Source organism: Streptomyces sp. ALI-76-A (genome assembly GCF_030287445.1).
Classification (GTDB): domain Bacteria; phylum Actinomycetota; class Actinomycetes; order Streptomycetales; family Streptomycetaceae; genus Streptomyces.
In genome coordinates this window covers 1,029,570-1,054,706 of record NZ_JASVWB010000004.1, presented here as the reverse complement: position 1 = coordinate 1,054,706, position 25,137 = coordinate 1,029,570, and the positions used below count along the sequence as shown (strand labels likewise).

The following is a 25,137-nucleotide window of genomic DNA, read 5'->3' as shown; positions in this document are numbered from 1 at the left end:
AGAAGTTGAACGTAGGTCGACTCTCTTTCGCCCCCCGAACGGAGAAGTCCAATGACCCGCTCCCTTCCATCGATCCCGGCGGCCAGACCCGTGATCGGTGAAGCCGAGATCGCTGCGGCCGTACGCGTTCTGCGTAGTGGCCGTGTCGTCCAGGGCCCAGAAGTGGCCGCGTTCGAAGAGGAGTTCTCCGAGTTGGTCGCCGGACGCGCCTGCGTAGCGGTCAACTCCGGCACCTCCGCCCTGCAGCTGAGCCTCATGGCCCTGGGCATCGGACCGGGAGACGAGGTCGTGGTGCCCTCGTTCTCGTTCGCGGCGACCGCCAACGCAGTACGTCTGGTGGGCGCCGATCCCGTCTTCGCCGACATCACGCCCGGCACCTACTGCCTCGACCCGCTCGCCGCATCAGCGGTGATCGGTCCGCGCACCGCCGCCCTCGTGCCGGTGCATCTGTACGGGCACCCCGCGCCCATGGACCAGCTGGTGGAGCTTGCCGCACGCCATGGGCTCGCCGTAGTGGAGGACGCCTGCCAGGCGCACGGAGCCACGCTGCACGGACGCCCCGTCGGCAGCTTCGGTGAGGCAGGATGCTTCAGCTTCTATCCGACGAAGAACATGCACGCTCTCGAGGGCGGCATGGTTTCGACCGGCGATCCGCACCTCGCCCGCACACTTCGGCTTTTGCGGAACCAGGGCATGGAGCAGCGGTACGAGAACGAGATCGTCGGGGCCAACATGCGGATGACCGACGTCGCGGCGGCCGTCGGCCGTGAGCAGCTGAAGCAACTGCCGGCCTGGACGGAGCAGCGGAGGGCCAACGCCAAGGTACTCGACTCCCGCGTCGAGGGGCTGTCTGTTCCGCATGAGGCGGACGGCGCGCGGCACGTCTACCACCAGTACACGGTCCGCGTCCCGGGCGGTCTTCGGGATTCCGTGCAGCAGGACCTGGCGCGACAGGGCATCGGCAGCGCGGTGTACTACCCGACCCCGATCCACCGACTCAGGCCCTATCAGGACCAGGGCAGGCCGTCCCTGCCCGAGACCGACCGGGCAGCTGCCGAGGTTCTGTCCCTCCCGGTCCACCCGGCCCTGGGGCAGGCCGAGCTGGAGCGGATCGCACAGGCCGTGAGCGATGCCGGAGGAGTACGGTGAGTCGGCGTACCCTGCGGGCCGGGCTCATCGGACTTGGAGCCATGGGGCACAACCACGCCCGGGTGCTGTCGTCGCTTGACGGTGTCGAGCTGGTGGGCGTCATGGACCCGGCAGGCGATTCCACGGGTGCCGGCCGGAACACCCCCGTCGTCGCCACCCTGGCTGAGCTGCTCGCGCTTGGACTCGACTACGCGGTGGTCGCCTGTCCCACGGCGTTGCACGAGGAGGTCGGTCTGGCCTTGGCCGAGAACGGCGTGCCCGCGCTGATCGAGAAGCCGCTCGCCCACTCAGCGACGGCCGCGCAACGACTGGTCGACGCGTTCGGCAGAGCAGGACTGGTCGCCGGTGTCGGACACATCGAGCGGTTCAACCCGGCACTGCAGAGCCTGCGTTCCCGCCTCGAGGCGGGAGAACTCGGGGAGGTCTTCCAAGTCGTCACGCGCCGCCAGGGACCCTTCCCCCACCGCATCGCCGACGTCGGGGTCGTCAAGGACCTGGCAACCCACGACATCGACCTCACCAGTTGGGTCACCGGCCACCACTACGTCTCGGTCTCGGCGCGCACGGTGTCCAAGAGCGGCCGCCCCCATGAGGACATGGTCTCCGTGGTCGGCGACCTCAGCGACGGCACCCTGGTCAGCCATCTCGTCAACTGGCTCAGTCCCCACAAGGAGCGCTACACAGCGGTGACCGGCGAGCGTGGCTGCCTCGTCGCCGACACTCTCACGGCAGACCTGACCTTCCATGCCAACGGAGCGGTGACCACCGAATGGGAGGCCCTGCGCGCCTTCCGCGGCGTAGCCGAAGGCGACATGGTCCGCTACGCCATCCCCAAGCGCGAGCCGCTCCTCGTCGAGCACGAGCGGTTCCGTGATGCCGTGGAGGGCAAGGCAACGGACATCATCACCCTTGATCAGGGGCTGAGGACGGTCGAGGTGGCGGAGGCGGTCCTCGACTCGGCACGGAGGAAGGTGTCCGTGAGCCTGCGACGCCCGCGCACGCCTGCCCTGTCGATGGTCACCCAGCGGTCGTGACGAGCACCTGCCGAGCGCCAGGAACCAGCCCGTTCGGCGAGCCGGTCACCCGATGCAGGAAGTCCAGTGGACAGGCGCGAACCCTCTGGTGGAGACGGTCCGCTTGGTCGAAAACCCCTCTACCAGGGAATTCGTTCGTTTGTCAGGCCAACTGGTCGCTCTGCGAGCCCAGTTGGCAAAGACTCAGGGAGCCGTACCCGGAGCGGCCCGTGCTCGTTGCTCAGCACATGAACCAAAGCGGGAAGGCGGTGTTTCCGCAGGTGCGGATCGCACCGAGTGCGCAGGTCGACGAGTCAGCCGTACTGAGCCCTGGTACCACCGTGTGGGAACTGGCGCAGATCCGGGAGGAGGCCGTACTCGGCTGTGACTGCGTCGTGGGCCGGGGTGTCTACGTGGGTCCTGGGGTGAAGATCGGTCACAGGGTCAAGATTCAGAACCATGCGCTGGTGTATGAGCCTGCCGAACTGGCCGACGGCGTCTTCGTCGGGCCTGCGGTCGTCCTCACGAACGACCGCAGGCCTCGCGCCGTCGAGGCGGACGGACGTCTGAGACGCGCCGGTGACTGGGAGGCGGTCGGCGTCCGGGTCGCTGAGGGCGCGTCACTCGGCGCGCGCTCAGTGTGTGTGGCTCCGGTCAGCATCGGCCGCTGGGCGATGGTCGCCGCCGGGGCCGTCGTCACCAAGGACGTGCCGGATTTCGCCCTCGTCGCCGGTGTCCCCGCCCATCAGATCGGATGGGTGGGACGAGCCGGCGAGCGTCTGCGCGCACTGCCGGACCGGGCCGGATTCCGGGAGTGCCCGATCAATGGGATTCTCTACGCGGAGAAAGACGGAATTCTGACGGAGCTTCCAGCTCAATACCGAGAAAAGTCGAGCCCGTGAAGGTCATGAGCGTAGTGGGGGCACGCCCTCAATTCGTCAAGCTTGCCGCAGTCGCCGCAGCGTTCGGCGGCACGGAGCACCATCATACGATCGTCCACACCGGCCAGCACTACGACGCCGATCTGTCCGACGTCTTCTTCACCGGCCTCTCCATCCCTGAGCCCCATGTGCACCTGGGCATGGGCTCAGGCACCCACGGCGTGCAGACCGGTACCATTTTGGCGGCCCTCGATCCCGTCATCGCCGCCGCACACCCCGAATGGGTGCTGGTTTACGGAGACACCAACTCAACTCTTGCCGGCGCCCTTTCCGCGGCCAAGCAGCACATCCTCGTCGCCCACCTGGAAGCGGGCCTGCGCTCCTTCAACCGGCGGATGCCCGAGGAGCACAACCGCGTCCTCACCGACCACGCTGCCGATCTGCTGCTCGCACCCACCCAGGAGGCGGTGCGCCACCTGGCAGCCGAGGGCCTGGCCGACCGTGTGGTCCTGACAGGGGACGTCATGGTGGATGTTTGCCTGCGCATCAGGGACAAGGTGCTGAGGGACAAGGCCACCGCCGCGCCTCCGGCCTTCCTGGACGCCCAGGAGCCCTACCTCTTCGCCACATTGCACCGGGCCGAGAACACGGATCACCCCGATCGCCTGGCGGCTCTCGTGGACGCCCTGACCAGTCTGCCGGTTCCCGTCGCCTTGGCCGCCCATCCCCGGCTGCTCGCACGTGCCGAGGACTTCGGCATCAAACTCGACCGCGGCTCTCTCCACATCAGCCGCCCCCTTCCCTACGCCGAGCTGATCCGCACGGTGCTCGGCTCCCGCGGCGTGATCACCGACTCGGGAGGACTCCAGAAAGAGGCGTTCCTTCTGGAGCGCGTCTGCACGACACTCCGTACGGAGACGGAATGGCCTGAAACGCTCCGGAACGGCTGGAACACACTTGTGCCGGATCCTCGTGAACTGGGCTCCCAGGCATGGCCCGACACCGTCCTGCGCCCTGCGCCCGAGAGCGCACGCGGCATGCCGTATGGCGACGGCAAAGCAGCACTCCGTGTGGTGCGGGCGCTGGAAGATCACGTGCGCGGATCTCAGGCCCGCTGAGCTGTCTGCGACGGCGCACCAAGCACGATCACCTCGGCCCCGGCCCATCGATCGGGGTCAGTGATCCGCCGCCCGTCGACCACGACGCGCACCTCCGGGAACTGATCGGAGCCGAGCTCCCGGTACTCACCGTGGTCGGCTTGGATGACGGCGGCGGTGACTGTCTGGCCGCTGTACGGCGGCAGGCCGAGTGCGCTCAGCTCATCGGCCCTGTACAGCGGGTCGGACACGTACGGCTCGGCGCCCCGCGACCGCAGCGCCTCGACGACGGGGAACACTCCGGAGAACGCGGTCTCCCTGACGCCGCCCCGATAGGCCGCGCCCAATACCAGCACGCCTGCGCCGGTCAGGTCGCCGTACACCTCCGCAAGCCGCCGTACCGCGTACTCGGGCATCGAGGCATTGGTCGCCCGGGCCTCTCGTACGACCGTCGCGTCCGAGTCGTTCCACAGGTACATCCGCGGATAGACGGGAATGCAGTGACCGCCTACGGCGATGCCGGGCCGGTGGATATGGCTGTAGGGCTGCGAGTTGCAGGCGTCGATCACCAGGTCCACGTCGATGCCGATGCGGTCCGCGAACCGTGCGAACTGGTTCGCCAGCCCGATGTTCACGTCGCGGTAGGTCGTCTCGGCCAGCTTCGCGAACTCCGCGGCCTCTGCCGAGCCGAGGTCCCAGACACCGTTGGGGCGAGGCAGCTCGTCGCGTACGTCGAAGTCGAGGAGGGACTCGTAGAACTCGACACCTCGGCGCGCGGAGGCCGCGTCGATGCCGCCGAGCAGCTTGGGGTAGCGGCGCAGGTCGGCGAATACCCGCCCGGTCAGCACCCGTTCGGGGCTGAAGACGAGACCGAAGTCCCGGCCCGCGGTCAGCCCGCTGCCCTGCTCGAGCATGGGCGCCCAGCGCCCTCGCGTGGTACCGACGGGCAGCGTCGTCTCGTACGACACGAGTGTGCCGGGCCGCAGCCCGCGTGCCACAGCCTGCGTCGCTGTATCCATCCAGCCGAAGTCGGGGGTGCCCCGGGCGTCGACGTATACCGGAACGACCAGGACTACCGCCTCGGCCTGCGTGACCGCCGAGGTCGTGTCGGTGGTGGCCAGCAGCCGCCCCTCCACGACGACGCCCTTCAGTCTCTCAGCGAGTCCGGCCTCACCGGGGAACGGCTCAACGCCCTCATTGACCAGATGCACGACGCGTTCGTCCACGTCGGCGCCGATGACGTGGTGGCCTTTTGCAGCGAACTGGACAGCCAGTGGCAGGCCGATCTTTCCGAGCGCGACTACACAGATCTGCACGGCTACTTTCCTCCGATGGCATCAAGCTGCGCAGGCGACCGAAGACAGCCGACACGCATTAACAGCGGTTTTCGCACTGCGCACCCTATCTCTGCAGTTTCACTTCAGTGAGCCGACACAAAGGGGCGCACCATCGTCTGAGAGAAGTTATGACTAACTTGATCTTCAATCTGTGCGGCGGGGTCGTGGGGTTGTTGATTTCTTCGTTCGCTGTTTCGCAGTGCCTGGTTTACGGACGGTGTGCACGTCACAGCGCGGGGTGGGCCGGGTGTTCTTGCGGCCGGGTGGTCGTCCCGGGCCGGGGCGCCCATGAGTCGCAGGTCTCCAGCAGATCCCTCATCGACCGCCACCGGCCCGCCCGCACATCCTCCAGCACCGCGCGCAGCCCGTCGTCGAATCCGGCCGGGTGGAAGCGCGGCTGGAACTGTCTGCTCGCTGCCATAACGCCACCACAGCTTTGAGGGTCAGTACGGCGCGTACGGTCTTGCCCGGTCACTCGTGGTGCAGGAACCAGCTGAGGGTGGCGCCCTGCTCCAATACCCTGGCGAGCCCCCGGCCCCGCTCCCCCCGCAGAGCGGCGGCGGAGTCCGGGAAGGCGGCGCTCGCATCGCTCACGTCCAGGACCAGTTCCTGCGCCTCGCTGACAGCCGCGCGCACCGTGAGCCACCGGTCGTTGGCACAAACGTGCTCGGCCACACCGTGCCGGACGCCGTTGTCGACGAGCCGGCTGGCGACGCCCACGGCACGGTCGACATCCCCTCTCCACCGCAGCGCTGTGACTGCCGCCCGGATCCAGATACGCACCATGCGGTGAGCGGCATGGTCGGGGGCAGCTGCGTGGTGAGACTGGCAGAGATGGGCGCACAGGGCGGGCCCTGCACCGCTTCTACCGCGGCCGACGGAGCGGGCTCCAGCCTGCTGAGAAACTGCGGAAGTGCCCGGTAGACCAGATTCGGCTGGGTCTCCCCCTTGAGTCGGGCGCGGGCTGCTCTGGCGGTCTGATCGACCTGGTACACCGGTACCCGCACGTCGTGCGCGTGCTCCTTGAGCGTCACCCGGCAGGGCCAGTGCCCGAACCAGGCCGAAGACGTCAAGCGGGAGCGGGGCAAGGATCTGCCGGGTCAGGCAGATCAAGCAGACCGTGCACCCGGGCACCGGCAACACGAAACCGGCCATACGGTGCGAGCGCCCCCTGGTGCCCAGCTTGACGGCAATGCCATCTCGTACCGGCTGCATGCGGACAACGCCCAGGGCCGCCGCCACCTCCGCGTTGCGCATGCCGTCCGCAGACAAGGCCAGAGCCCGGCGTTCCAGCTCCGTCAGGGGCTGCGCAGGGCAGCGCCGGCCAGGGAAGGACGTCACCCGCCGCAGAAGCGGTGCATGGTTGCAAGGGTGCTCTGCTGTAGCGCTCATCGAACGTCTCCGGATGTTGTTCAGGGATGGGGGCAGCGCGCAGCGCCGACCGAATTCAGTGGCGCAAAGGGTTACGGCTCCTGCGACAGGCACTGGGCTGCCACGAGCAGCTCGAGGAGTTCGCTGACCGTCCACGCCAACCGCCGGACGTATCCGACAGCCTGCCGGTGCTCGCCGGGCACCCCCTCACAGCGCAGGACGCGCCCACGCTCGATGAGGCAGGCCACCTGCTGCTCCTGCCTGTCCATCAGGGAGGCGCGGGCAAGGTCCGTAAGCCGAAACTCACGTGACCACGCAGTCGTCGCGCGTGCTCATCCATCTCGTCCTCCGCAGGCGGGATCTGACGTCGCGACTTCCGAACGGTCCGCTGACGCTGCCGCAGCGTGCCCTCCTTGGGGTGACTGCACTGCTCCGCCCGCCCGGCGGCGGCAGGGTGTGTGCGTCGATCACGGTCATGCCGGAGGCCGTGTTACTTGATCACGGTCGTGTCGGGAGGCCGGGGTGGGTTTGTCGCGGGCGGGGCTGTTCGCTGCGATCCGGAGGGACAAGCGTCTTGATCCGGAGCTGTCGCAGCGGGTTCTGGCGGATCGTGGCGCTCCAGGCGTGCGTAGGGAGGCGTCCCGGCGCGCAGCAACCTCCGAGCGGTCGGCGGCAACCAGAGGGGGAAGTGAAGGCACGTGAAATCCCGCCCCCCTCAAAAAAGGGAGATCACCATGCGCACCCGCGTCGCAAGACTGCTCACCGTGTTCGCCGCCGTCCTGGCCGTGCTGCTCGCGCCCGGCCTGACGACCCCCTCCGTGGCACAGGCGGCGAACGACCGATCGACCCAGGAACGGACCCAGGACCAGATTGTGGCCCAGGTCCTGGCGAAGGCTCAGGGCCAAGCCGAGGCGGCGGTCGCCTCCGCGGACGTCTGGAACCCACCCGCGAACCTGGTCCAGCCCCTCAATGAGGTCTGGAACCACGTCGAGTCCACCTACGGCAACCTGTACGGCTTCCGCAACTACGGCTGGGACCAGATCATGGCCAACCGCGGCAGCGTCAACTACTGCATCCGCTGGGAGTCCGACCAGCCGGTCAGCGCCGCCCTGCGCGACCAGATCCACGCCGCGCTGAAGAAGCAGTTCGGCAAGTGGATGGCGGCCATGGTCGACAACGGCGTCGGCCACAACGCTTGGCCGTACACCAACGTCCCCGTCAACATCGTCGGCTGGGCGGTGAAGAACCGCTCCACCCTCCAGTGGAGCGACAACTCCGTCGACATCTACACCAACATGCTGGACGGCGGCGGAGCCCCGCAGTGCGCCCCTGACTGCGGCCGCTTCTTCCACCAGGACGGCAACTACTCCCGCTGTCCCGGCGGCGCCGCCCGCCACTACGACCAGTCCCTCTGGCTCACCGAGGGCTTCGGCGGCGGCGCCGGCGGCGACTGGGGGCAGCGCATGGGCCGCTCCTACTTCACCGGCGCGCTCAACCAGGAGAACATCCACATCTACCTGCACGAGGTCGGCCACACCTTCGGCCTCGACGACTTCTACGACTGGTCCCCGACCGGCCAGTGCTGCTTCCTGATGAAGGCCGGCAGCGCCACCCAGATCACCGAGTTCGACAAGTGGATGTTCCGGGACTTCTGGCGCCACATGAAGTACCGGTACGGTCTCTGACGCCTCCCTCCACCGACCTTCGCGGGGCCAGGACCGATGTCGTGGCCCCGCCGTGAAGATGATCGTCCCCGCGACCGATGTAAGGAGCACCGGCACCTCGCGACAATCACCTGACAAAGCCCGGGAGTTGACCGTCCAGGACCGACGGGAACGTCAGAAACGAGGGGACAGCCGTGCGCATCAAACGTCTCGTCGGGACCCCGCTGGGCACCGCACTCCTGCTCGTCACGGCGCCGTCGGCTGTGTCGGCCGCCCCCGGAGCGGCGGGAACGGCACCGGTGCCCACCAGGCTGGACCGGGCCGAGCTGCGCGCCACGCTCGACGCGATCCACACGGCCGGGATGTACGGCACCTACTCGTCGGTGCGCGACGGCCGGGCGCGCTGGACCGGCGCGACGCGTCTGGCCGACGTGGACACGAGCCGCGAGGTCACCCCCCGTCATCTTCTTCGCGGTCCTGCAAGAGGATCAGTTGGGCTCGCTGGGTCTCGTTCTGAACGCCGTGGTGCTCTGGGCCACCCGGTACATCGACGCGGCCGTCGCCCAGCTGCGTGAGAGGAGCACGAGATCCGGGACGAGGACATCACCCGGCTCTCCCCGCTCAAGCACAAGAACCTCAACCCTCGGGGTGCATCCGGAGGCACTGCGTGGCTGGATCCGTCAGGCCGAGGCGGACGCCGGCGAGCGCGACGACCGGCTCACCACCGATGAACGCACCGAACTCACGCGCGCTGCGCAAGGAGAACGTCCAGCTCAAGCGGGCGAACGAGGTCCTGCGGACGGCCTCGGCGTTTTTCGCGGCGCAGCTCGACCCGACCCGGACCAGGTGACGGCGCTCATAGACGAGCACCCGCGCCTGGGGGTCGAGTGCGTACTCCGGGAACTTTCCATCGCCTCCTCGACGTACTACCGCTGGCGTCGTGCCGAGCGCGAGCCGTGCGAACGCCGGCGCCGGGATGTGGAACTCACCGAGCAGATCAAGGAGATCGGCTCGGGCGGGACATACGGCTCGCCGCGCGTGCACGCCGTATTCCAGCGCGAGGGCGCCCACGTGGGCCGCAAACGGGTCGAGCGGTTGATGCGCGAGGCCGACATCGCCGGCATCAGCCCACGCCGGGGCAGCTTCACGCGCCGCGATCCCAAGGCCACCCCCGCCCCGGACCTGGTCGAGCGGGACTTCACCGCGCCCGCGCCGGACCGGCTGTGGGTCACCGACCTCACCGTGATCAACACCGGTGAGGGGCCCTTGTGGCTCTCGGCGATCCGGGACGCGTTCTCCCGCCGGGTGGTGGCCTGGGAGACCTCCGCCCGCGCGGACGCCGACCTGGTCCTGACCACCCTCGAATACGCGCTCGCAACCCGGGAAGACGAACCGGGCAAGCTGATCCACCATGCGGATCACGGCTGTCAATACACATCCGTGAAGCTCACAACGCGACTTGTAAGAGCGGGAGCTGAGGCATCCATGGGATCGGTCGGGGACAGTTACGACAACGCCCTCGCGGAGAACCTGTGGCTGATCATCAAGACGGAGTGCGCCCGCGGCCGCGTCTTCGCCACCCGGGCCGAGGTGAACCTCGCGCTGTTCGAATACATCGACGGCTTCCATAACTCCCGATGCATCCAGAAACGGCTCGGCTACCTCAGTCCGATCGAGTTCGAGGAGAAGCACTACGCCGACCAGGCAACGGCCGAACGAACGAACCTGAAACCCGTCAACCTGCCCTCACCAACTGATCAGCGCCTCCCGCACGCCGGGGGAACCTCACGCCATGCTCGATTTCGAAGCCCCGTTGACCGCCCTCCTACCGGTGGCCGACATCGTGCGTGATGTCCGGGTCGTAGCTGTCGGTGCCGCGGCCCGCCAGGCCCACGAACTGTCCGCTCTCTCGCACAGGCTCGTCCGGTTGCTGGTCGAGGAATTGGGATTCCGTTCACTTGCGCTGGAAGGGGACGACGCGTCAAGGGTCGGACTCGACGAATACATCAGGACCGGAACGGGGGACCCGCGGGTGATGCTGTCCGAGGCCCGGTCCTTCTGGCAGACCGAGGAGATCGTCGACGTTATCCGGTGGATGCGCTCCTTCAACCGTCGGCACCCCGATGACCCGGTTCGGTTCGCCGGGGCCGCCCGCTCTCCTCAGGGCCAGACCTCCCCGCTCGGCGGCCTGGCCGGCATCGAGCGGAGTCTGGCCGAGGGCGCCAACCGGTGGCATGAAGACACCTCGGACAGGATCGTCTACTGGGGTGGCATCGCACACACCGTCAACGGCAATCCGCGGACTGTCTCTCCCTCTTCCCCGCCGATGACACACCGGAACGCGGGCAGTTACTGAGGTTTTCAGGGTGGGGTCGGTGGTGCGAGGGTCAGGCCGGTGGCGGTGAGGCAACCGTCGATCAGGTGTGGCCGGAGTTGGATCCTTCGTAACTCCCGGCGGAGTGTGCGGTCGAGGCCGTCGGGTGTGTCGAAGGCGGTGTTGGCCATGGCCCGGCGTACCAGTGACCAGAGGGTCTCGACGGGGTTCAGGTCGGGTGCATACGGCGGGAGGCGGACGGTGGTGATCCAGTCGTGCTCGGCCTCGTACTGTTTCAGCCCGGCCGCCAGGTGGGTGTTGAGATTGTCCCAGACCACCACGATCGGGCCGCCGAGCTGGATGTGTGCACGGACGAGCAGGTCGCGGTAGTCCTGCCAGGAGAAGCTCTTGCGTGCGCCTTTGAGGAGGAGGTGGTTGCGGGGCCGGTGGATGAGACGGCTTTCCACGCCCGGTTTGTAGCAGCACAGGGCGGCGACCGAGGTCCTGCGGCGGGAGCGGCCTCTCACTCGGATGACGGGGGTGTGTCCGCGCCGGCCCCAGGTGCGGGCGCGAGGCGGCGTCATGGAGAATCCGGACTCGTCCTCGAAGACGATCCAGGCTCCGTGGGCCGCCGCGAGGCTTTTACCCTCGGCCACACCTCCTTCTTCCACAGTTCGACGGCGTGCTCGTCGCGTTCGAGTGCTCTGCGGGCGGGCGCCTGCCATGACCAGCCGTGCCGTTTCAACAGCCGCCACACCGTCGCCACCGACAGGCTCAGCCTCAGACGCCGGCGGATCACCGTCTGGACCCGGGCCAACGTCCACCGCTCATCGCCGAAGCCGTGCGCTGACGGACCCTTGCCGAGTTCCTCCTCGAGCACGGCGAACTGGGCATCGGTGACGGTCGGGGAGTTGGCCGGGCCCGCAGAACGCAGGGCCTCCATGCCACCCTCGCGCCAGGCACGGCGCCAGCGTTCCACCGACCGCACACTCACCCGCAAATCCTTGGCGGTCACCGCAGTCTTCTCGCCCGCCGTGAACCTCTCACCGGCCCGGAGCCGGATCTTCTCCCGAAAGGCCCGACGCTCAGCGGTCAGGCCCCCACCCTCCGGATAACGCATACCACCGGCATACCGCAGGGATCATGAACCGTCACCACCCGACGACAACCCGAAAACCTCAGTACCTCCGCGAGTATTTCGGGACCGGTTATGTCTCCATCGGCCTGACCTTCCATCACGGTATGGCTCGCTACCCTGTCCTGCCCCCTCCGGCGGAGTTCGCTGACGCAGTCCTGGGAGGCACTGGGCTGGATGCCTATCCTCTGGATCTGCGCGTCGATGGCCCGCCCACTGTGCGGGCCTGGCTCGACACGCCGGCCAAGACGCGCCTGATCGGTCCGCACTACGACCCCACTGACAATGCCGCTTACCACCTTTCCGGTGGATCGCTCGCAGAGTGGTTCGACGCCATCCTCCACACGCAAGAGGTCTCCCCGGTCCGTGCCCTCTCCTATACAAAGAGCGATCAGTGAAGGTGCTGCGTACCTGTACGGGTGACAGGAAAGCTGCCGAATGAGCATTTGTGACAAGCCGCGTGCCTCACTGGTGACGACCAGGTTGCTTCGACCGGTCGTATTCGCCAGCTCCGCCGCTCTTCCGGAGACAACTACCGAGCTTCGGCTCATGCGGGAGCGGTCCCTCACGCTTCCGTCGGCGACGGGCGCGCGCTGAACCTCACCGGCGTTCCGCGCTCTTCATAAGGGGACGGACGCTGGTCCTTCGTCACCGGTGCGGTGCATTCTTCCAATCTCTCCCTCCAAGCCGCTCACCTGCATAAATGATCAAAGGAGTGCGGTCGCTGGGTGTGGCCGGATGACCCATCCGTCCGTATGCCATGTTGCGGCCCTAACGGCCTGTCGGTTTTCTCATGAGCGGAGCACAACAACGGTGCCGCGCATTCCAGCCGGCCACTGCTTCCCCGGAGGAACTACATGCGTATCAAGTGTGCAGGCGCAGGCATCGGTCTGGTTCTCGGTGCCGTCGGTCTGTCGAGCCCAGCCGCAGCAGCCGCGAGCGGCCCCACCAGTGATTCAGATATCCACATCAGCACGAGACACGCCGCCCCAGGCTCCACCGTCCGCGTCAGCACCGCAGCCTGCGGCTCAGAGACCTATGGGAAGGGCGAATCGGAGGCAGGAGGCAAGTTCCACCTCTTCCCAGGCGACCGCACGGGCGTACTGACCGGCGAATTCCAGGTGCCGAGTGGAACCGAGCCCGGTGCTTACACCGTCACTCTGAAGTGCCCGCCGCGAGTCAAAGTCACGGGCACGTACATGGTCGGCACCGGCAACCCCAGCGGTGCAGTCGATGCTGGTTTCGGGGCGGGCAATGACAAGGGCACCCAGCTTGCCCTGGGGGCGGTGCTGCTTGCCGGAGCCGCCGCCGGAGGTGCGATCAAGATGCGCCGCCGCCCGGCCGGTGCCCGCACCTGACGCTCTGCTCCATCGGCCCAGCCCCCGGGCCTGTGTCGGTCCGGGGGCCCGGGTCGCTCCCGTCACTCATTTCGGCCGCGAAGCAAAGGCGCTAAGGCGATGGCACCCGGCGACGAGCCCGTGGATCCTTCCTCCCTGTTCACCCCCTCCACCAAGTTCCTCGTCTGCGCCCTGCTGACGGGCTTGATGCTGATGACCACGGCGCTCCGGGGCGGACAGCCTCCGCAGCCTTCGACCGCGCAGTCCTTCTCCCCCTCCCTGCGGCCCGGTCCCAGCAGCACCGCCCCGGCCCACCACCCCTCCGTGTCGGCGCTGCCTCCGTCTGATCCGGTGCAGTTGCGAATCCCCGCCATCGGCGTGAATGCCCCCATGACGGAACTGACCCTCGACGAGACAGGAGCACTGCGCCCACCATCAGCAGATATGCCGGCCTTTGCCGGGTGGTACGGCGATGGCACAACTCCCGGCTCAGAGGGGACAGCCATCACGACGGGACATGTCGACACGCAGGAAGGACCCGGGGTTTTCTACCGGCTCGGAGCATTGACCAAGGGCGACACCATCGAGATCACCCGGACAGACCGGCAAACAGCAGTCTTCACGGTCGATGCCGTCGAGCTCTATAACAAGGAGGCATTTCCGGACGAGAAGGTCTACGGCAGTTCTCCCCGGCCCGAACTACGCGTGATCACCTGTGGGGGTGAATACGCCGAAGAAACTGGCTACCAAGGCAATGTCGTCGTATTCGCAACGCTGACCGCGGTGACGTGACCACACCGAACCAGCCCGTTCATCATGCCCCGCCCCAGACGGCGGACGCGCTGGGCACAGATCCTTGGTCTGGGTGGAGTCGGGAGCGAGGAACCTGACGTTTCCCCGTGCTCTTGGACACTCGTTGGTTATGCCGCGAGAGCGTGTTGGTGGCGCTGTCTGGTCTCGACCGGGGTGAGGTAGCCGAAGGTCCTGTGTCTGCGCAGGCGGCGGCGGTTAGAGAAGGTCTCGATGAAGGTGGAGACCTCGGCGCGGGCGGTGGCCCGGTCGGGCCAGGCCCGGGTTCCGATCTCCTCCTTGAGTAGGAAGCTCTCCGCGGCGGCACTGTCGAAGCATGATCCGGCGCGTCCGCAGCTCTGGCGCAGCCCCAACGCTCGTATCCGGTCGCGGAATTGGGCTGATGTGTACTCGCTGCCGCGATCGCTGTGTATGACACAACCGGGCTCCAAATGCGCCCGGCCGTGGGCCATGTCGAAGGCGTCGGTGACGAGTTCGGCGCGATGGTGGTCGGCCAAGGCGTAGCCGACGATCTCTCGGGTGGCCAGGTCGAGCCAGCAGGCGAGGTAGAGCCAGCCCTCGGCGGTGGGCAGGCAGGTGATGTCGCCGACCAGCTTGATGCCGGGGCGCTCGGCATGGAAGTCGCGGCCGATCAGGTCCGGGGCCGGGCTTCGCCTTCGTGTCCGGCCTGGTCAGCGAGGGGCCTGCGCCGCGGGCGTCCCGTCTCTTGCGGCGGGTGACGCCGCGGATGTCGCGCTCGCGCATCAGGCGGGCGATGCGCCTGCGGTTCACCTATCGCCCCCGGCGCCGCAGTTCGGCATGCATTCGCGGGACACCGTAGGTGTGGCGGGAGGCGATGTGCAGCACGGTGATCTCGTGCGCGAGTGCGTCGTCGGCCGCCTGGCGGGCGGCCTCGCTCTCGCGCCAAGCGTAGTAGAAGGAGCGGGCCACGTGCAGTACACGGCACAGCAGAACGATCGGATAGTTCGCCTTCTCCGCATGGATCAACCGGTGCAACGCGTTCACCGGTCGCTTTCCTTCGCGAAGAAGGCGGTCGCTTTTTTCACGATGGCCTATCAGGGCGCCGGGCCCCTGATCCGCACAGCCTGTCCGCGTGCAACGAGTTGCCGGCGGCCAATCGCCGTTACGTCGCCTACTTCCTCGATCCCGGCACGCACAACGCTGATGCGCGAGGGACAGCAGGGCTTGGCGGTCGGCAGGCAGGCGCCGCCACCAGCACCGCGCGAGGCCTCGACCGCTCCAAGCCGCCTTGTGCAACGAACCTCCGTATACCCCGGTCCAAGGCAGCCGTTCTTGCGCGTTGCTCCAGGTCTGGCTGAGCATGAACACGGAGCGATTCTCAGGGGGTGGGGCGTGACGGCATCCGTCACCACGGGTCTGGGCCATCAATGACGTTGCCGCGGTACTGGATCTGGCGGAAGGCCGGGGGCTCTCGACCGGGATTCGGTCGGCGAGGCCGGTGATGGTTTCACGAGGATGCGGCACCGCGGGGTGTTGGACGCGGCGCCCACTTGTGGATCCCGCGGGTTACCAGGGGCCGTGGTAGAGCAGGCCCAGGATCAGGGCGGCCACCGCGGTGGCCAGGAACGCGATCCCGCCTACGATGTCGCGGGAGCCCACCCGCAGGTGGGCGATGATTGCGCCGATGAAGTACAGCACGAGGCCGGAGGCGGCGGGAGTTCCCAGTATCGGAACGGCGAGCCCGGCCAGCAGCCCCACGGTGCCGGCTGCCAGCAACGTGCCCAGTACCGGTACATACTTCCGAGGTATGCCCTTCATGTCCGCCTGGGTCTTGGGGTACTCATGACCGACCAGGTACGTGACGGCGGCGGCACCGTTGAAGACCGCGCCGAGGATGGTGACCGTGACGAAGGCGACGAACACGTTCTCTCCGCTCTGTGGGGACGATGTTGCCGGGCTTCCCGCTGTGGGATGCCGTTCTCCGTATGACAAGCCAACGACTCGATTTGTGACATCGGTTGGCCGCTGGGTGTGCCAGTGGCCCGAACGCCTGGTGGTGGTTGCGCAACACCACGCGATGGTGCTGTCGGGGGGATGCTTGCTGTGCACCGATGATCGCACCGGCCGCCCCAGGGCGAGCAACAGGCCGTACGTGCTACTCCTCCGTCGCCATCGCCGCCCTGGCGGTCCTCGGCCCGAAGGAGCTGGCGGAGGCTGCCACACCGTTGTCGGACGCGGCCAGGGCGACAGGCGCGACAGGCTCAGAGGTCTCAGCAGAAGTTGTTGATCATGTGACTGTCGGCCTGGTTGCTCGTTGGCGGGAGGGAGCCGCGTCCGTGGATCGTGTCGGACGAACTGTGCTCGCTCATCGAGACGTTGCTGCCGGAGCCGGGCCCGAAGCTGGTGGATGGCCGTCCGCGGGTACCGGACCGGCAGGCGTTGTGCGGGATCCTGTTCGTCCTGCAGTGTTCCTGGCCCCGTTCGGCGAATACCGGGGTGATGTTCCGGGCCCGGACCAGGCGCCGGTACTTGTCGTGGGCCTGGGATCTTCCGCTGGGTGGTCGAACGCACCATCGCCTGGCTCCACGACTTCCCCCCTGCGGATCCGCTGGGAACGACGCGACGACATCCACGAATTCATCCTCGGCCTCGCCACCTGCCTGATCACCCACCGACACGTCCAACGCCTTTGTTAGGACCTCCTCCACCGGTCGAACGTGTCGGTGCTCCGTTGCCGCGCTCTGCTCGCTGCTCGTGTTGACCCTCGGCGTCTCACGCACCACGCTGGCGATGGTCCGTGATGGGCACCTGCCGCGTGCTGTCACCGCGGCAGGTGCCCGCGGTTCAAGGTGCCACCACCGCGCCGAGTTGGTGGTCGGCGCGGTGGTGGCGCTGCCGACGGCGACCACGGACGTACGCGGGGCGATCGGTTCTCCTCGTTCGGTGCTGGCGTACTACGCCGTTGCCAACGCCTGCACCTGGACCCTGCGGCCGCAGGAGGGCCGTGCCGCGCGGATCATCCCTGTGGTCGTGCTTGCCGACTGCCTGCTCCTGGCCTTCGCTCTGCCGCTGTCCTCGGTGCTCTCCGGGCTGCGGTGCCGGCCGTCGGTGCCACCGCCTACGGGGTCCGGCGCGCGGTGGGCGCACGCACGTCGTGACCCGGTGGCGGTCAGACGGTCAGCCGATCGAGCGGCCGGTCGGCGCCGCGGGAGCGGGTCAACGCCCGGCGGCCGAGGAGCACAGCGCCCAGCCCCAGCGGGACAGCAGCGATGGCGCCGACGAGCCCGTTGCCGGTGCCGGGACCGCCGCTGGAGGTGGCCAGGTGCAGCACCGCGAGGGCCGTGCCGGCCAGACCCACCACCATGGCCGACATCCCGCCGGTGCGCGCGTTGCCTATGCTGATCCGGCCGCCGGCGCGGGCCAGGGCCAGCCAGCCGATAGCCAGGCCGAGCAGCCCTACCCCCAAGGCCAGGTTGGCCCCGGTCCGCCCGTCGCCGATGATCCCGCCCTCGGCGGCCACCATCAGCGCTGCTGAAGCACTCATGCCGCTCTCCTCCTTCTCCGTCGCTGACTGCGAGGTTCGATGCGTCTCGAGCATGCGCGCCGGCCCGCTGCCGATCATCCAGCGGACGCAGGCACTTTCCACTGCCGCATCCGCGGCATCCGGATACCGCGGTTGCGGCAGGCGGCGCGCCGGTACCGCACACGCAGTAGTCGATCGCTCGTCCAAGAGCCGGACTCGCCCACAACCGCAGCCGGTTACGGTGCCCCCATGGACAAAGGACAGTTCGCCTACCCGGCCCCGGTCACCGACTGGGTGATCGCCGTGGGCGTGGCGGCGCTGCTGCTGGGCACCGGGCTGTCCGGGCCACCCCCGGCCGGGGGTGGCGAGTTGCCCGGCTCCGTGCTGCTGGCGGCCGGCGGGTTGGCGCTGGCCGCGCGCCGCCGGGCACCGCTCGTGGTCCTGGCCGTCACCGGGCTGTCTGCGGTGGGCTATCTGGCGGCCGGGTTCGAGGTGCTCGCCGTCTCCTACCTGGTGGCCGTCTACGGCGCGGTACGTGCCGGACATCGCGCCGTCGCAGTGGTCGCATCCATGGGCCTGGTGGCCGTGCTCCACCTCACCGCCCTGGTCTTCCACGACGGGTCCGCGGGCGAGGTCGTGGCGCAGGCTCGGAGCACCCTTGAGATCGCCTGGCTGATCGCCGCCTTCGCCGCAGGGGAGGCGGTGCGGCAGGCCGAGCGTCGGGCAGACGAGGCCGAGCACACCCGCGAAGAGATTGCCAGGCGCCGGGCCGACGAGGAGCGACTGCGCATCGCGCGGGAGCTGCACGACTCGCTCACCCACCAGATCTCGGTCATCAAGGTGCAGTCCGAGGTCGCCGTCCACGTGGCCCGGCGGCGGGGCGAGCAGGTGCCAGAGGCCCTGCTGGCGATCCAGGAAGCCGGCCGGGAGGCGAGCCGGGAGCTGCGCGCGACCCTTGAGGCGCTGCGCGACGACGACACCACGCCGCCGCACGGACTCGATCACATCCCGAACCTGGTGAAAGGGTTCCAAACAACCGGCCTGGAGACAACACTGACGATCGAAGGACATCCGCACGCCGTCCCGGCCGCAGTGGGCCGTACCGCTTACCGGATCGTTCAGGAGTCGCTCACCAACGTCGCCCGGCACGCCTCCGCAACCACTGCCTCGGTGCTCATGAACTACCGGCCGGACGCCCTTGCCATCCGCGTCGACGACGACGGAAAGGCCACCCCGTACCCCGCGCCGGCCCCCGGCCTCGGGCTGCTCGGCATGCGCGAACGCGTCACGGCCCTGGGCGGCCGATTGCGCACCGGGCCGCGCAGCGCCGGCGGCTTCACCGTCCAGGCCGAACTCCCCACGAACGGAGCGTCGTGATCCGAGTCCTGCTGGTCGACGACCAGCCGCTCATCCGCAGCGGCTTCCGCGCGCTACTCGACCTCGAAGACGACATCAAGGTCGTGGCCGAGGCCGCCGACGGCCAAGAGTGCCTGGCGCTCATCAAGGAGCAGCTGCCCGACGTCGTGCTCATCGACATCCAGATGCCCGTCATGGACGGCATCGAAGCGACCCGCCGCATTGCCGCAGACCCGGCCCTGGCCGGCGTGCACGTCGTCGTGCTGACCAACTACGGCATGGACGAGTACGTCTTCGACGCGCTGCGCGCCGGTGCCGCCGGGTTCCTTGTCAAAGACATCGTGCCGGAGGACTTCCTGCACGCCGTACGTGTCGCCGCCCGCGGCGACGCCCTGCTCGCGCCCGCGATCACCCGCAAGCTTATCGACCGGTACGTCACCCAGCCGCCCCCCACCCGCGCTGGCAACGGGCTGGAGGAGCTGACCAGCCGCGAACGCGAGGCCGTCGCCCTGGCCGCACAGGGCCTGTCCAACGACGAGATCGCCGACCGCCTGGTCATCAGCCCGTTGACCGCCAAGACCCACATCAACCGGGCCATGGCCAAGCTGCATGCCCGTGATCGCGCCCAGCTCGTGGTCCTTGCCTACGAATCCGGCCTAGTATCTCCGCGCAACTCCTGACCCCAGCGCGCCATTGACTGACCAGGACGCTACGGCGCCCCGTCGACCAGGACCTCTCGGGCCAGCTTCCTGAGCGCCTTGCGGTCCTGTGCGAAGCCCTGCTTCCCGGCCTCGGTCGCCCAGTAGACGCACCGGACCCGGCCGTCGACCACCCGCTGCTCGGAGACCAGCAGCCCGTCGGCCTCCAGCGGGTGCAGCGTCGGGTACAGGGTTCCGGGGCTGGTCTGGTAGTCATGGCGGGCCAGTTCCTCGCTCTTCCAGGCGCCGTGGATCTGTTCCTGAATGTCGGCGAGTTTCGGGATCTGGAAAAGATCTTGGGGAGCGGGTCGCGGAGGGTAACGGTATTGTTCGATTACAGGGAAGGGGCACGAGGCCGGGGTCCGTCAGCGTTAATGCTCGCCGGGCCGTTGCCCGGCATCTACGACCCCACCGGTCCCGGCAAGCTGCTGTTCGGGGTCTTCGCCGCGATGGCGGAGACGAAGCGGGAGAACTTCCGGGAGTCGACACTGGAGGGACTGGAGACCGCGTCCCGCAAGGGCATATACGGCGGCCGGCCCCCGGTCTCCCGGCCTCGGGCGCGTCGAGTAGTTCCTTGCTTCAGACGGCTGCCGTGAGATCGGCCCAGATCACCTAGGGGCAGACGCTGCCGCAGTTCCGTGCGCCTGTGGGGCTTGTGAACCGCAGCCGCGCCTCCAGTGCCCCCTCACGGGCGGTTTGGCATCCGGAGCAAGTCAGGGACTTCCGCTTCCCGCCGTCGCTGCTGTGGCCGTTGGTGTCCAGGTAACCGCCCGCCCAGCTGCTGTAGCCGTTCTGCAGGTGGACCTTGTCGCCGTACTTCAGCTCGTTCGCCATGCTTCTCCCCTGGTCGACGCAGAGCATGCGGACGGCCCCCGCCCCGAGGGCCAGGCCATCCCCCGCAGCCATCCGAGTGTCACTGTCAAGCGTCTGGGAGCCCGGCGAGGAAGCCTCGGACAAGAAGCTCGCCGCCCTGCGCTCCTACCGGCGGGCGACGGGGCGCCTTGCCCCGCGTCGGACGTCGTGTGGGGTGAGGGCGAGGCGATGGTGCCCATCGGGCAAGCACATGGCTCACCCGCGACGGAAGAGCGGCCTCGGAACAGACGTGGAGATGAGGATGGTGGTGCTGCGGCCGACGCCGAGGCGATGCTTCCGTCGGGCTTGAACGAGACGGCGTGGAAGGTCCGTTTGATGTCGGTCGGCTTACGCTCCCAGGTGTTGCCGCCGTCGCGGGTGTGCAGGATCGTGCCGCCGAGGCCCACGGCCCGACCGGTGTGCGCGTCCGTAAAGTCGAGGCCCCACTGGACGTCGCCGCAAGGCGTGGGCTGGGTGCGCCAGATCGTGCCGCCGTCCCGGGTGGCGATGATCGTGCCGAGGTGCCGGCAGCCCAGGCGGTGGCCTCGTCCGCGACCGCGCTGACGGCGAGCAAGTCCGGGTGGCGCCCGCGCCATGCGGTCATGCTCGGATACCAGGTGGAGAGCTCCCTCGGCGTGACCGCGATGGCGCAACTGGCCGGCTCGCCGATCACACGGACCTGGACGGACAACTGGACCTCACCGACGACCCGTTCACGGGAATTGGCACCGAATGCGGAATGATCAGCCTCCCGGGACCCGCGGGCCTCGGTGCCGTGGCGTTGCCCGTCAGCGGCCCAACTCACCGCGTGAACGATGGAGAGCACTGACATGAACCTGCGTTGCGCCATTCTCGACGACTTCCAATCCGTCGCCACCACCGTTGCCGACTGGGGCCCGGTTCTGGACCGAGTGGAGGTCGTCAGCTTCCCGGAGCACTTCGCCACGGAGGGCGAACTCGTCGCCGCCGTCAACGACTTCGACATCATCGTCACGCTGCGCGAACGCGTCCCGTTCCCGGCTGCAGTCCTCGACCGACTCCCCCGCCTCAAGCTCCTCATCGCCTCGGGCATGCGCAACTCCGTGATCGACTTCGCGTCGGCCGAATCCAACGGCGTGACGGTGTGCGGCACCAAGAGCACCTCCACTCCGCCGGTGGAGCTGACCTGGGCGCTGCTGCTCGGTCTCGCCCGCGGCATCGTCACGGAGTCCACCGCGATGCGCACCGGCGGCCCTTGGCAGTCGACGGTCGGCGCCGACCTGCACGGGCGTCGTCTCGGCCTCCTCGGCCTCGGCAAGATCGGCAGCCGGGTGGCGCAGGTCGGTCTCGCTTTCGGCATGGACGTGGTGGCCTGGAGCCAAAACCTCACCGACGCGCGGGCCGAGGAGCACGGTGTGCAACTGGCCTCCTCCAAGGAGGCGTTGCTGTCCACCAGTGACTTCGTCTCGGTGCACCTGGTGCTCGGCGACCGCACCCGCGGGCTGCTCGGAGCCCCCGAACTGGCGTTGATGAAGCCGACCTCGTATCTGGTGAACACCTCCCGGGCCGCGATCGTCGACCAGGATGCCCTGCTCGCCGCGCTGTACGAGGGGCGGATCGCCGGCGCGGGGACCGATGTCTTCGACATCGAACCGCTGCCCGTCGACCACCCCGTGCGCACCGCGCCCAGACTCCTTGCCACGCCGCACCTCGGCTATGTGTCCCAGAACAACTACCGCATCTACTACAGCCAGGCCGTCGAGGACATCGAAGCCTTCCTGGCGGGCTCACCGGTACGCCGTCTCGACTGACCGATCTCGGGCCCAGCATCCGTCCGACCGGCACTGTCACGTTGGCTGACCGGTGGGATGATCTTCTGGTTGATCAGCCTGGGAAGGGTCGTCCGTGGGGAGCGCGTCGCTGTCACACAAGGGGCACCGGAACCCGGCCGAGGCCATCTCCCACTGTGTGTGGCTGTACCACCGCTTCCCGCTCAGCTTCCGCGAGGTCGAGGAGCTCATGCTCGAGCGCGGCGTGACCGTCTCCTACGAGACGATCCGCCGCTGGTACGCCAAGTTCGGGCACGCCTACGCCAACGTGCTGTGCCACCGGCAGCCCCGGCCCGGTGACAAGCGGCTCCATGACCAGTTCCTTGTTGTCCCGCTTGAGCTGGGCGTTCTCCCGCCGCAACCGCTCCAACTCGTCACTCCCGCCGGCCGGAGCGGCCCCTGCCCGGCGGGCGCGGGAGACCCAGCTCGCCAGGGTGGTCTCGTTGATCCCCAGGTCATCGGCGACCTCGGCGACCGTCTTGCCGGTCTCCGTATGGATCGAATCCGACCCCACGATCGCCATCGAGCGACGGCCGGCGCCGCCCGACCGCACCAAGGCCCTTGCTGAGAAGCAGATCGCCGCCCTGTGGCGGCTGGACGTCTCGCTGCGGGAGAAGACGTTCTGGAAGTTGCTCTACGAGTCGGCGGCCCGCGCCGTAGAGGTGTTGTTCCTGAACGTGGAGGACCTATATCCGCAGGACAAGCGTGGCAGGATCACCGTCAAGGGCGGGGCGATCGAGTGGATTCACTGGCAGTCCCGCACCGCCCAACTCCTGCCCCGACTGATCGCCCGTCGCACCCGCGGCCCGCAGTTCCTCACCGACCGCAAGGCCCCGGCCGGAACACCCACGCTGGACGTGTGCCCCGAGACCGGCCGGGCCCGGCTCTCCTATCGCCGGGCCGAGGACATCTTCGAGGAGAACACCCGGCTCCTGGCCAACCCTCTCGCCTCGCCCGAGGGCATCGAGGACCTGAACGGCTGGACGCTCCATCGGCTACGCCACAGTGCCCTGACACACGACGCTGAGGGCGGCACCTCCACCCCGATGCTGCTGGCACGCTCCCGCCACGCCTCCGTCCAGTCCTTGGAACGCTACGCCCGCCCCAGCGTCGACGCAGTCGCCCGACACGTCGCCGAACGCGACCCTGCCGCCCGCAGGAAGCGCTGACGCCTCCAAGATCAACTATTGGCGGCTCCTGGGTCTACTTCGGTGATCCCCCTTGAGCGGCGACGGCAGGAACACCTGACGAGCCGTTCGGGCGCTGTCGCGAGGCGGGGAACGAGCCGAACGTAGGCAACCATCCCGACGGTCCTCACCAAGGTCTGGGGCGCCACGACCGCCGCGGCCGCAGCCATGCCGTCCGGCATAGGCCGACGCCTCGCCGAACCGCTGGCGTATCGCTTAGCGGGGCCTGAGTCCGTTGACGACGACGTCCAGCATTCGGTTCAGCTGGGGGCGCTGCTCGGGTGCGCCGGCCACGGAGAGCAGACCGGCGAGGATGCCGCCTACCTCGACCGGGTCGATGTCGCTGCGCAGTTCTCCTGCTGTGGCGCCGGCCTCGAGCACCATCGCCAGGACCTGCTGCACCTCGTCGCAGACTGGTCCGGTGCCGAAGCGGCCGGAAGCGCTCATGGCGACCAGGGCCTCGCAGATGCCGCGTCGTTCACCGGCCCAGTCGGCGAATCGGAGCATCCACGCGTGGAGGGCCTGCGCGGGCGGCTTGGTAGCCAGCAGAGTGCGCGCATCTTCGCGCAAGGGCCGGATCTGGTCCCGGTAGACCTCTTCGACCAGATCCTCTCGGGTGGGGAAGTGCCGGTACAGGGTGGCGTTCCCCACGCCCGCGCGTTTGGCGATCGCGTCCAGCGAGATCGCGCGTCCGGACGCGAAGGCTTCGGCGGCCGTGGCGATCAGCTGCTCGCGGTTGCGCTGCGCGTCGGCGCGCAGGGTGCTGCGTGGAGGTGTCATGACCTTCGCGATCGTGAGTGTCGGAGGAGGCTCGGAAAAGATTCGGGGATGTCCCGGTTCAGTGTACGGTGAGACAACCGGGGAGTTCCCCGATTACGGGTGGTCTCACCCATCGCTTCAGCGACGAAAGGTTTGCCATGCCTACAGCTCTCATCACCGGGGGAACGACCGGGATCGGCAGAGCGACGGCCGAGCTGCTGCACGCCCGCGGCTACCAAGTCGCGGTCACCGGACAGAATCCCGATTCCCTCGCACGAGCAAGATCCGAGCTCCCCGACGACGTGCTCGTCGTCCGATCCGACGGGCGCGTGCTCTCCGACACCGACGCCCTGATGTCAGCGGTGTCGGCGCGGTTCAGATCGCTGGACCTGCTCTTCCTCAACGCCGGGATCTTCCGTCCGGCACCGGTTGCCGAGGTGACGGAGGAATCGTTCGGCGAGCACGCCGACCTCAACTTCAAGGGCCAGTACTTCACCCTCCAAAAGGCCCTTCCCCTCATGAACGACGGCGGCTCGATCGTGCTGACCGTCGGCATCGGATCCCGTCGCGGCACCCCTGGCGCCACGGTGGGGGCAGCGACACGCGGCGCGCTGCTGGCCATACTGCCCTCGCTCGCGCTCGAACTGGCCCCGCGCAGGATTCGCGTCAACGCCGTGAGCCCCGGGGTCACCGACACCCCGCTGCTCAACAAGCTGGGGGTGCCCGAGAGCGGCCGGGACGCCATGTGCTCGAAGATCCCCTTCGAGCGCTTCGGAGCCAGCCAGGAGGTCGCGGAAGCAGTCGCCTTCCTCGCCTCGGACGCCGCTGGCTACATCACCGGCCAGGACATCACCGTGGCCGGCGGCTACGGGCTCGGCGCCTGAA

The 25,137-nt window shown here is 68.3% G+C and carries 27 protein-coding genes and 8 pseudogenes; 21 read left to right on the top strand and 14 right to left on the bottom strand.

The genetic code is table 11. The features are described 5' to 3' along the window. Positions 1 to 51: 51 nt before the first annotated feature. The 4 genes from QQS16_RS40880 (at position 52) to wecB (ending at position 4,161) form a co-directional block, all read left to right on the top strand. Positions 52 to 1,149, top strand: coding sequence for a DegT/DnrJ/EryC1/StrS family aminotransferase (locus QQS16_RS40880; RefSeq protein WP_286067716.1), 1,098 nt, complete (start codon positions 52 to 54; stop codon positions 1,147 to 1,149). 41 nt (positions 1,150 to 1,190) lie between these two features. Next, on the top strand, positions 1,191 to 2,183 hold the full coding sequence (locus QQS16_RS40875; RefSeq protein WP_502963998.1) for a Gfo/Idh/MocA family protein: 993 nt from the start codon (positions 1,191 to 1,193) through the stop codon (positions 2,181 to 2,183). 227 nt (positions 2,184 to 2,410) lie between these two features. Beyond that, positions 2,411 to 3,064, top strand: a complete 654-nt coding sequence (locus QQS16_RS40870) for an acyltransferase (RefSeq protein ID WP_286068156.1) — start codon at positions 2,411 to 2,413, stop codon at positions 3,062 to 3,064. Continuing rightward, positions 3,061 to 4,161, top strand: coding sequence for a non-hydrolyzing UDP-N-acetylglucosamine 2-epimerase (wecB, locus tag QQS16_RS40865; RefSeq protein ID WP_286067714.1), 1,101 nt, complete (start codon positions 3,061 to 3,063; stop codon positions 4,159 to 4,161). The genes QQS16_RS40870 and wecB overlap by 4 nt, the downstream gene beginning before the upstream one ends. On the opposite strand, the gene QQS16_RS40860 is transcribed toward wecB, so the two are convergent. The 4 genes from QQS16_RS40860 to QQS16_RS40845 all read right to left on the bottom strand — a co-directional run bounded on the left by QQS16_RS40860 (position 4,149) and on the right by QQS16_RS40845 (position 7,117). Beyond that, entirely contained in the window at positions 4,149 to 5,456 is a 1,308-nt protein-coding gene (locus QQS16_RS40860; RefSeq protein ID WP_286067712.1) for a nucleotide sugar dehydrogenase, read from the bottom strand. The genes wecB and QQS16_RS40860 overlap by 13 nt on opposite strands. Positions 5,457 to 5,703: 247 nt before the next feature. Further along, on the bottom strand, positions 5,704 to 5,898 hold the full coding sequence (locus QQS16_RS40855; protein WP_286067710.1) for a hypothetical protein: 195 nt from the start codon (positions 5,896 to 5,898) through the stop codon (positions 5,704 to 5,706). A 50-nt stretch (positions 5,899 to 5,948) separates the two neighbouring features. Next, positions 5,949 to 6,197: a hypothetical protein gene (locus tag QQS16_RS40850; protein ID WP_286067709.1), complete on the bottom strand. Its 249-nt coding sequence runs from the start codon at positions 6,195 to 6,197 to the stop codon at positions 5,949 to 5,951. 743 nt (positions 6,198 to 6,940) lie between these two features. Continuing rightward, complete coding sequence (locus tag QQS16_RS40845) at positions 6,941 to 7,117, bottom strand: DUF6415 family natural product biosynthesis protein (protein ID WP_286067708.1); 177 nt, start codon at positions 7,115 to 7,117, stop codon at positions 6,941 to 6,943. A gap of 465 nt (positions 7,118 to 7,582) precedes the next feature. Between QQS16_RS40845 and QQS16_RS40840 the strand changes: the two genes are divergently transcribed. The 4 genes and pseudogenes from QQS16_RS40840 (at position 7,583) to QQS16_RS40820 (ending at position 10,868) form a co-directional block, all read left to right on the top strand. Then, on the top strand, positions 7,583 to 8,533 hold the full coding sequence (locus QQS16_RS40840; RefSeq protein WP_286067707.1) for a hypothetical protein: 951 nt from the start codon (positions 7,583 to 7,585) through the stop codon (positions 8,531 to 8,533). A gap of 462 nt (positions 8,534 to 8,995) precedes the next feature. Beyond that, positions 8,996 to 9,198: pseudogene (locus QQS16_RS40830) on the top strand (Tn3 family transposase); the annotation flags it as partial. Next, on the top strand, positions 9,161 to 10,363 hold the full coding sequence (locus QQS16_RS40825; RefSeq protein WP_286067706.1) for an IS3 family transposase: 1,203 nt from the start codon (positions 9,161 to 9,163) through the stop codon (positions 10,361 to 10,363). The pseudogene QQS16_RS40830 and the gene QQS16_RS40825, both read left to right, overlap by 38 nt. Positions 10,364 to 10,439: 76 nt before the next feature. After that, a complete protein-coding gene (locus QQS16_RS40820; RefSeq protein ID WP_286067705.1) occupies positions 10,440 to 10,868 on the top strand; it encodes an erythromycin esterase family protein in 429 nt (142 codons plus the stop codon). A gap of 5 nt (positions 10,869 to 10,873) precedes the next feature. On the opposite strand, the gene QQS16_RS44165 is transcribed toward QQS16_RS40820, so the two are convergent. Beyond that, a protein-coding gene (locus QQS16_RS44165; protein ID WP_502963975.1) for an IS630 family transposase occupies positions 10,874 to 11,946 on the bottom strand; the annotation gives its coding sequence in 2 pieces (ribosomal slippage) (positions 10,874 to 11,497 and positions 11,500 to 11,946; 1,071 coding nt in all). A 23-nt stretch (positions 11,947 to 11,969) separates the two neighbouring features. On the opposite strand from QQS16_RS44165, the gene QQS16_RS40805 reads away from it, so the two are divergent. The 3 genes from QQS16_RS40805 (at position 11,970) to QQS16_RS40795 (ending at position 14,090) form a co-directional block, all read left to right on the top strand. Next, positions 11,970 to 12,359, top strand: coding sequence for an erythromycin esterase family protein (locus QQS16_RS40805; protein ID WP_286067702.1), 390 nt, complete (start codon positions 11,970 to 11,972; stop codon positions 12,357 to 12,359). A 459-nt stretch (positions 12,360 to 12,818) separates the two neighbouring features. Beyond that, positions 12,819 to 13,319, top strand: coding sequence for a sortase (locus QQS16_RS40800; protein WP_286067701.1), 501 nt, complete (start codon positions 12,819 to 12,821; stop codon positions 13,317 to 13,319). A 99-nt stretch (positions 13,320 to 13,418) separates the two neighbouring features. After that, the gene (locus tag QQS16_RS40795) at positions 13,419 to 14,090 is read left to right on the top strand and encodes a class F sortase (protein ID WP_502963974.1); all 672 of its coding nucleotides are present in this window, start codon (positions 13,419 to 13,421) and stop codon (positions 14,088 to 14,090) included. Between the two features lie 128 nt (positions 14,091 to 14,218). Here the strand turns inward: QQS16_RS40795 and QQS16_RS40790 are convergent. The 3 genes and pseudogenes from QQS16_RS40790 to QQS16_RS40780 all read right to left on the bottom strand — a co-directional run. Beyond that, positions 14,219 to 14,752: pseudogene (locus QQS16_RS40790) on the bottom strand (IS3 family transposase); the annotation flags it as partial. Between the two features lie 127 nt (positions 14,753 to 14,879). Beyond that, positions 14,880 to 15,113, bottom strand: coding sequence for an IS3 family transposase (locus QQS16_RS40785; protein ID WP_286067700.1), 234 nt, complete (start codon positions 15,111 to 15,113; stop codon positions 14,880 to 14,882). Between the two features lie 522 nt (positions 15,114 to 15,635). Next, the gene (locus QQS16_RS40780; RefSeq protein WP_286067698.1) at positions 15,636 to 15,992 is read right to left on the bottom strand and encodes a DoxX family protein; all 357 of its coding nucleotides are present in this window, start codon (positions 15,990 to 15,992) and stop codon (positions 15,636 to 15,638) included. Positions 15,993 to 16,593: 601 nt separating this feature from the next. Between QQS16_RS40780 and QQS16_RS40770 the strand changes: the two are divergent. Continuing rightward, positions 16,594 to 16,765: pseudogene (locus QQS16_RS40770) on the top strand (transposase); the annotation flags it as partial. Positions 16,766 to 16,776: 11 nt separating this feature from the next. Next, positions 16,777 to 17,227: pseudogene (locus QQS16_RS40765) on the top strand (amino acid permease); the annotation flags it as partial. A gap of 11 nt (positions 17,228 to 17,238) precedes the next feature. On the opposite strand, the gene QQS16_RS40760 reads toward QQS16_RS40765, so the two are convergent. After that, positions 17,239 to 17,613, bottom strand: a complete 375-nt coding sequence (locus QQS16_RS40760; protein ID WP_286067697.1) for a DUF6223 family protein — start codon at positions 17,611 to 17,613, stop codon at positions 17,239 to 17,241. 228 nt (positions 17,614 to 17,841) lie between these two features. Here QQS16_RS40760 and QQS16_RS40755 point away from each other — a divergent pair, with 228 nt between their 5' ends. Together QQS16_RS40755 and QQS16_RS40750 are read left to right on the top strand one after the other, a co-directional pair. Continuing rightward, positions 17,842 to 18,969, top strand: a complete 1,128-nt coding sequence (locus QQS16_RS40755) for a sensor histidine kinase (protein ID WP_286067696.1) — start codon at positions 17,842 to 17,844, stop codon at positions 18,967 to 18,969. Then, positions 18,966 to 19,628, top strand: a complete 663-nt coding sequence (locus QQS16_RS40750; RefSeq protein WP_286067694.1) for a response regulator — start codon at positions 18,966 to 18,968, stop codon at positions 19,626 to 19,628. The genes QQS16_RS40755 and QQS16_RS40750 overlap by 4 nt, the downstream gene beginning before the upstream one ends. Before the next feature lie 29 nt (positions 19,629 to 19,657). On the opposite strand, the gene QQS16_RS40745 is transcribed toward QQS16_RS40750, so the two are convergent. After that, entirely contained in the window at positions 19,658 to 19,900 is a 243-nt protein-coding gene (locus QQS16_RS40745; protein ID WP_286068154.1) for a PadR family transcriptional regulator, read from the bottom strand. A gap of 135 nt (positions 19,901 to 20,035) precedes the next feature. Between QQS16_RS40745 and QQS16_RS40740 the strand changes: the two genes are divergently transcribed. Then, positions 20,036 to 20,242, top strand: a complete 207-nt coding sequence (locus QQS16_RS40740) for a recombinase family protein (protein WP_286067693.1) — start codon at positions 20,036 to 20,038, stop codon at positions 20,240 to 20,242. A 16-nt stretch (positions 20,243 to 20,258) separates the two neighbouring features. On the opposite strand, the gene QQS16_RS40735 is transcribed toward QQS16_RS40740, so the two are convergent. After that, positions 20,259 to 20,480 carry a hypothetical protein gene (locus tag QQS16_RS40735; RefSeq protein WP_286067692.1) on the bottom strand — a complete coding sequence of 74 codons (222 nt, stop codon included), beginning with the start codon at positions 20,478 to 20,480 and terminating at the stop codon, positions 20,259 to 20,261. 91 nt (positions 20,481 to 20,571) lie between these two features. On the opposite strand from QQS16_RS40735, the pseudogene QQS16_RS40730 reads away from it, so the two are divergent. After that, positions 20,572 to 20,754: pseudogene (locus QQS16_RS40730) on the top strand (hypothetical protein); the annotation flags it as partial. Positions 20,755 to 20,857: 103 nt separating this feature from the next. Here the strand turns inward: QQS16_RS40730 and QQS16_RS44160 are convergent. Beyond that, a pseudogene (locus QQS16_RS44160) lies at positions 20,858 to 21,094 on the bottom strand (hypothetical protein); the annotation flags it as partial. A 234-nt stretch (positions 21,095 to 21,328) separates the two neighbouring features. On the opposite strand from QQS16_RS44160, the gene QQS16_RS40720 reads away from it, so the two are divergent. Next, positions 21,329 to 22,288, top strand: a complete 960-nt coding sequence (locus QQS16_RS40720) for a D-2-hydroxyacid dehydrogenase family protein (protein ID WP_286067690.1) — start codon at positions 21,329 to 21,331, stop codon at positions 22,286 to 22,288. Positions 22,289 to 22,382: 94 nt separating this feature from the next. Then, positions 22,383 to 22,634: pseudogene (locus tag QQS16_RS44155) on the top strand (IS6 family transposase); the annotation flags it as partial. 57 nt (positions 22,635 to 22,691) lie between these two features. On the opposite strand, the pseudogene QQS16_RS40710 reads toward QQS16_RS44155, so the two are convergent. Beyond that, positions 22,692 to 22,829: pseudogene (locus QQS16_RS40710) on the bottom strand (transposase); the annotation flags it as partial. On the opposite strand from QQS16_RS40710, the gene QQS16_RS40705 reads away from it, so the two are divergent. Beyond that, positions 22,786 to 23,475, top strand: a complete 690-nt coding sequence (locus QQS16_RS40705; protein WP_286067689.1) for a tyrosine-type recombinase/integrase — start codon at positions 22,786 to 22,788, stop codon at positions 23,473 to 23,475. The pseudogene QQS16_RS40710 and the gene QQS16_RS40705 sit on opposite strands and share 44 nt — an antisense overlap. Before the next feature lie 234 nt (positions 23,476 to 23,709). Here QQS16_RS40705 and QQS16_RS40695 read toward each other — a convergent pair whose 3' ends face one another. Further along, positions 23,710 to 24,273: a TetR/AcrR family transcriptional regulator gene (locus QQS16_RS40695; RefSeq protein WP_286067688.1), complete on the bottom strand. Its 564-nt coding sequence runs from the start codon at positions 24,271 to 24,273 to the stop codon at positions 23,710 to 23,712. 137 nt (positions 24,274 to 24,410) lie between these two features. Here QQS16_RS40695 and QQS16_RS40690 point away from each other — a divergent pair, with 137 nt between their 5' ends. After that, complete coding sequence (locus QQS16_RS40690) at positions 24,411 to 25,136, top strand: SDR family oxidoreductase (RefSeq protein WP_286067687.1); 726 nt, start codon at positions 24,411 to 24,413, stop codon at positions 25,134 to 25,136. The last annotated feature ends 1 nt before the right edge of the window (position 25,137 follow it).

Excerpts from the sequence above, each read along its gene's own strand:
- QQS16_RS40840 (WP_286067707.1), top strand. The coding sequence starts at position 7,583 with ATGCGCACCCGCGTCGCAAGACTGCTCACCGTGTTCGCCGCCGTCCTG.
- QQS16_RS40870 (WP_286068156.1), top strand. The coding sequence starts at position 2,411 with ATGAACCAAAGCGGGAAGGCGGTGTTTCCGCAGGTGCGGATCGCACCG.
- QQS16_RS40875 (WP_502963998.1), top strand. The coding sequence starts at position 1,191 with ATGGGGCACAACCACGCCCGGGTGCTGTCGTCGCTTGACGGTGTCGAG.
- QQS16_RS40690 (WP_286067687.1), top strand. The coding sequence starts at position 24,411 with ATGCCTACAGCTCTCATCACCGGGGGAACGACCGGGATCGGCAGAGCG.
- QQS16_RS40760 (WP_286067697.1), bottom strand. The coding sequence starts at position 17,613 with ATGAGTGCTTCAGCAGCGCTGATGGTGGCCGCCGAGGGCGGGATCATC.
- QQS16_RS40805 (WP_286067702.1), top strand. The coding sequence starts at position 11,970 with ATGAACCGTCACCACCCGACGACAACCCGAAAACCTCAGTACCTCCGC.
- QQS16_RS40720 (WP_286067690.1), top strand. The coding sequence starts at position 21,329 with ATGAACCTGCGTTGCGCCATTCTCGACGACTTCCAATCCGTCGCCACC.
- QQS16_RS40755 (WP_286067696.1), top strand. The coding sequence starts at position 17,842 with ATGGACAAAGGACAGTTCGCCTACCCGGCCCCGGTCACCGACTGGGTG.
- QQS16_RS40800 (WP_286067701.1), top strand. The coding sequence starts at position 12,819 with ATGCGTATCAAGTGTGCAGGCGCAGGCATCGGTCTGGTTCTCGGTGCC.
- QQS16_RS40880 (WP_286067716.1), top strand. The coding sequence starts at position 52 with ATGACCCGCTCCCTTCCATCGATCCCGGCGGCCAGACCCGTGATCGGT.
- QQS16_RS40855 (WP_286067710.1), bottom strand. The coding sequence starts at position 5,898 with ATGGCAGCGAGCAGACAGTTCCAGCCGCGCTTCCACCCGGCCGGATTC.
- QQS16_RS40845 (WP_286067708.1), bottom strand. The coding sequence starts at position 7,117 with ATGGACAGGCAGGAGCAGCAGGTGGCCTGCCTCATCGAGCGTGGGCGC.
- QQS16_RS40695 (WP_286067688.1), bottom strand. The coding sequence starts at position 24,273 with ATGACACCTCCACGCAGCACCCTGCGCGCCGACGCGCAGCGCAACCGC.
- QQS16_RS40795 (WP_502963974.1), top strand. The coding sequence starts at position 13,419 with ATGGCACCCGGCGACGAGCCCGTGGATCCTTCCTCCCTGTTCACCCCC.
- QQS16_RS40735 (WP_286067692.1), bottom strand. The coding sequence starts at position 20,480 with ATGGCGAACGAGCTGAAGTACGGCGACAAGGTCCACCTGCAGAACGGC.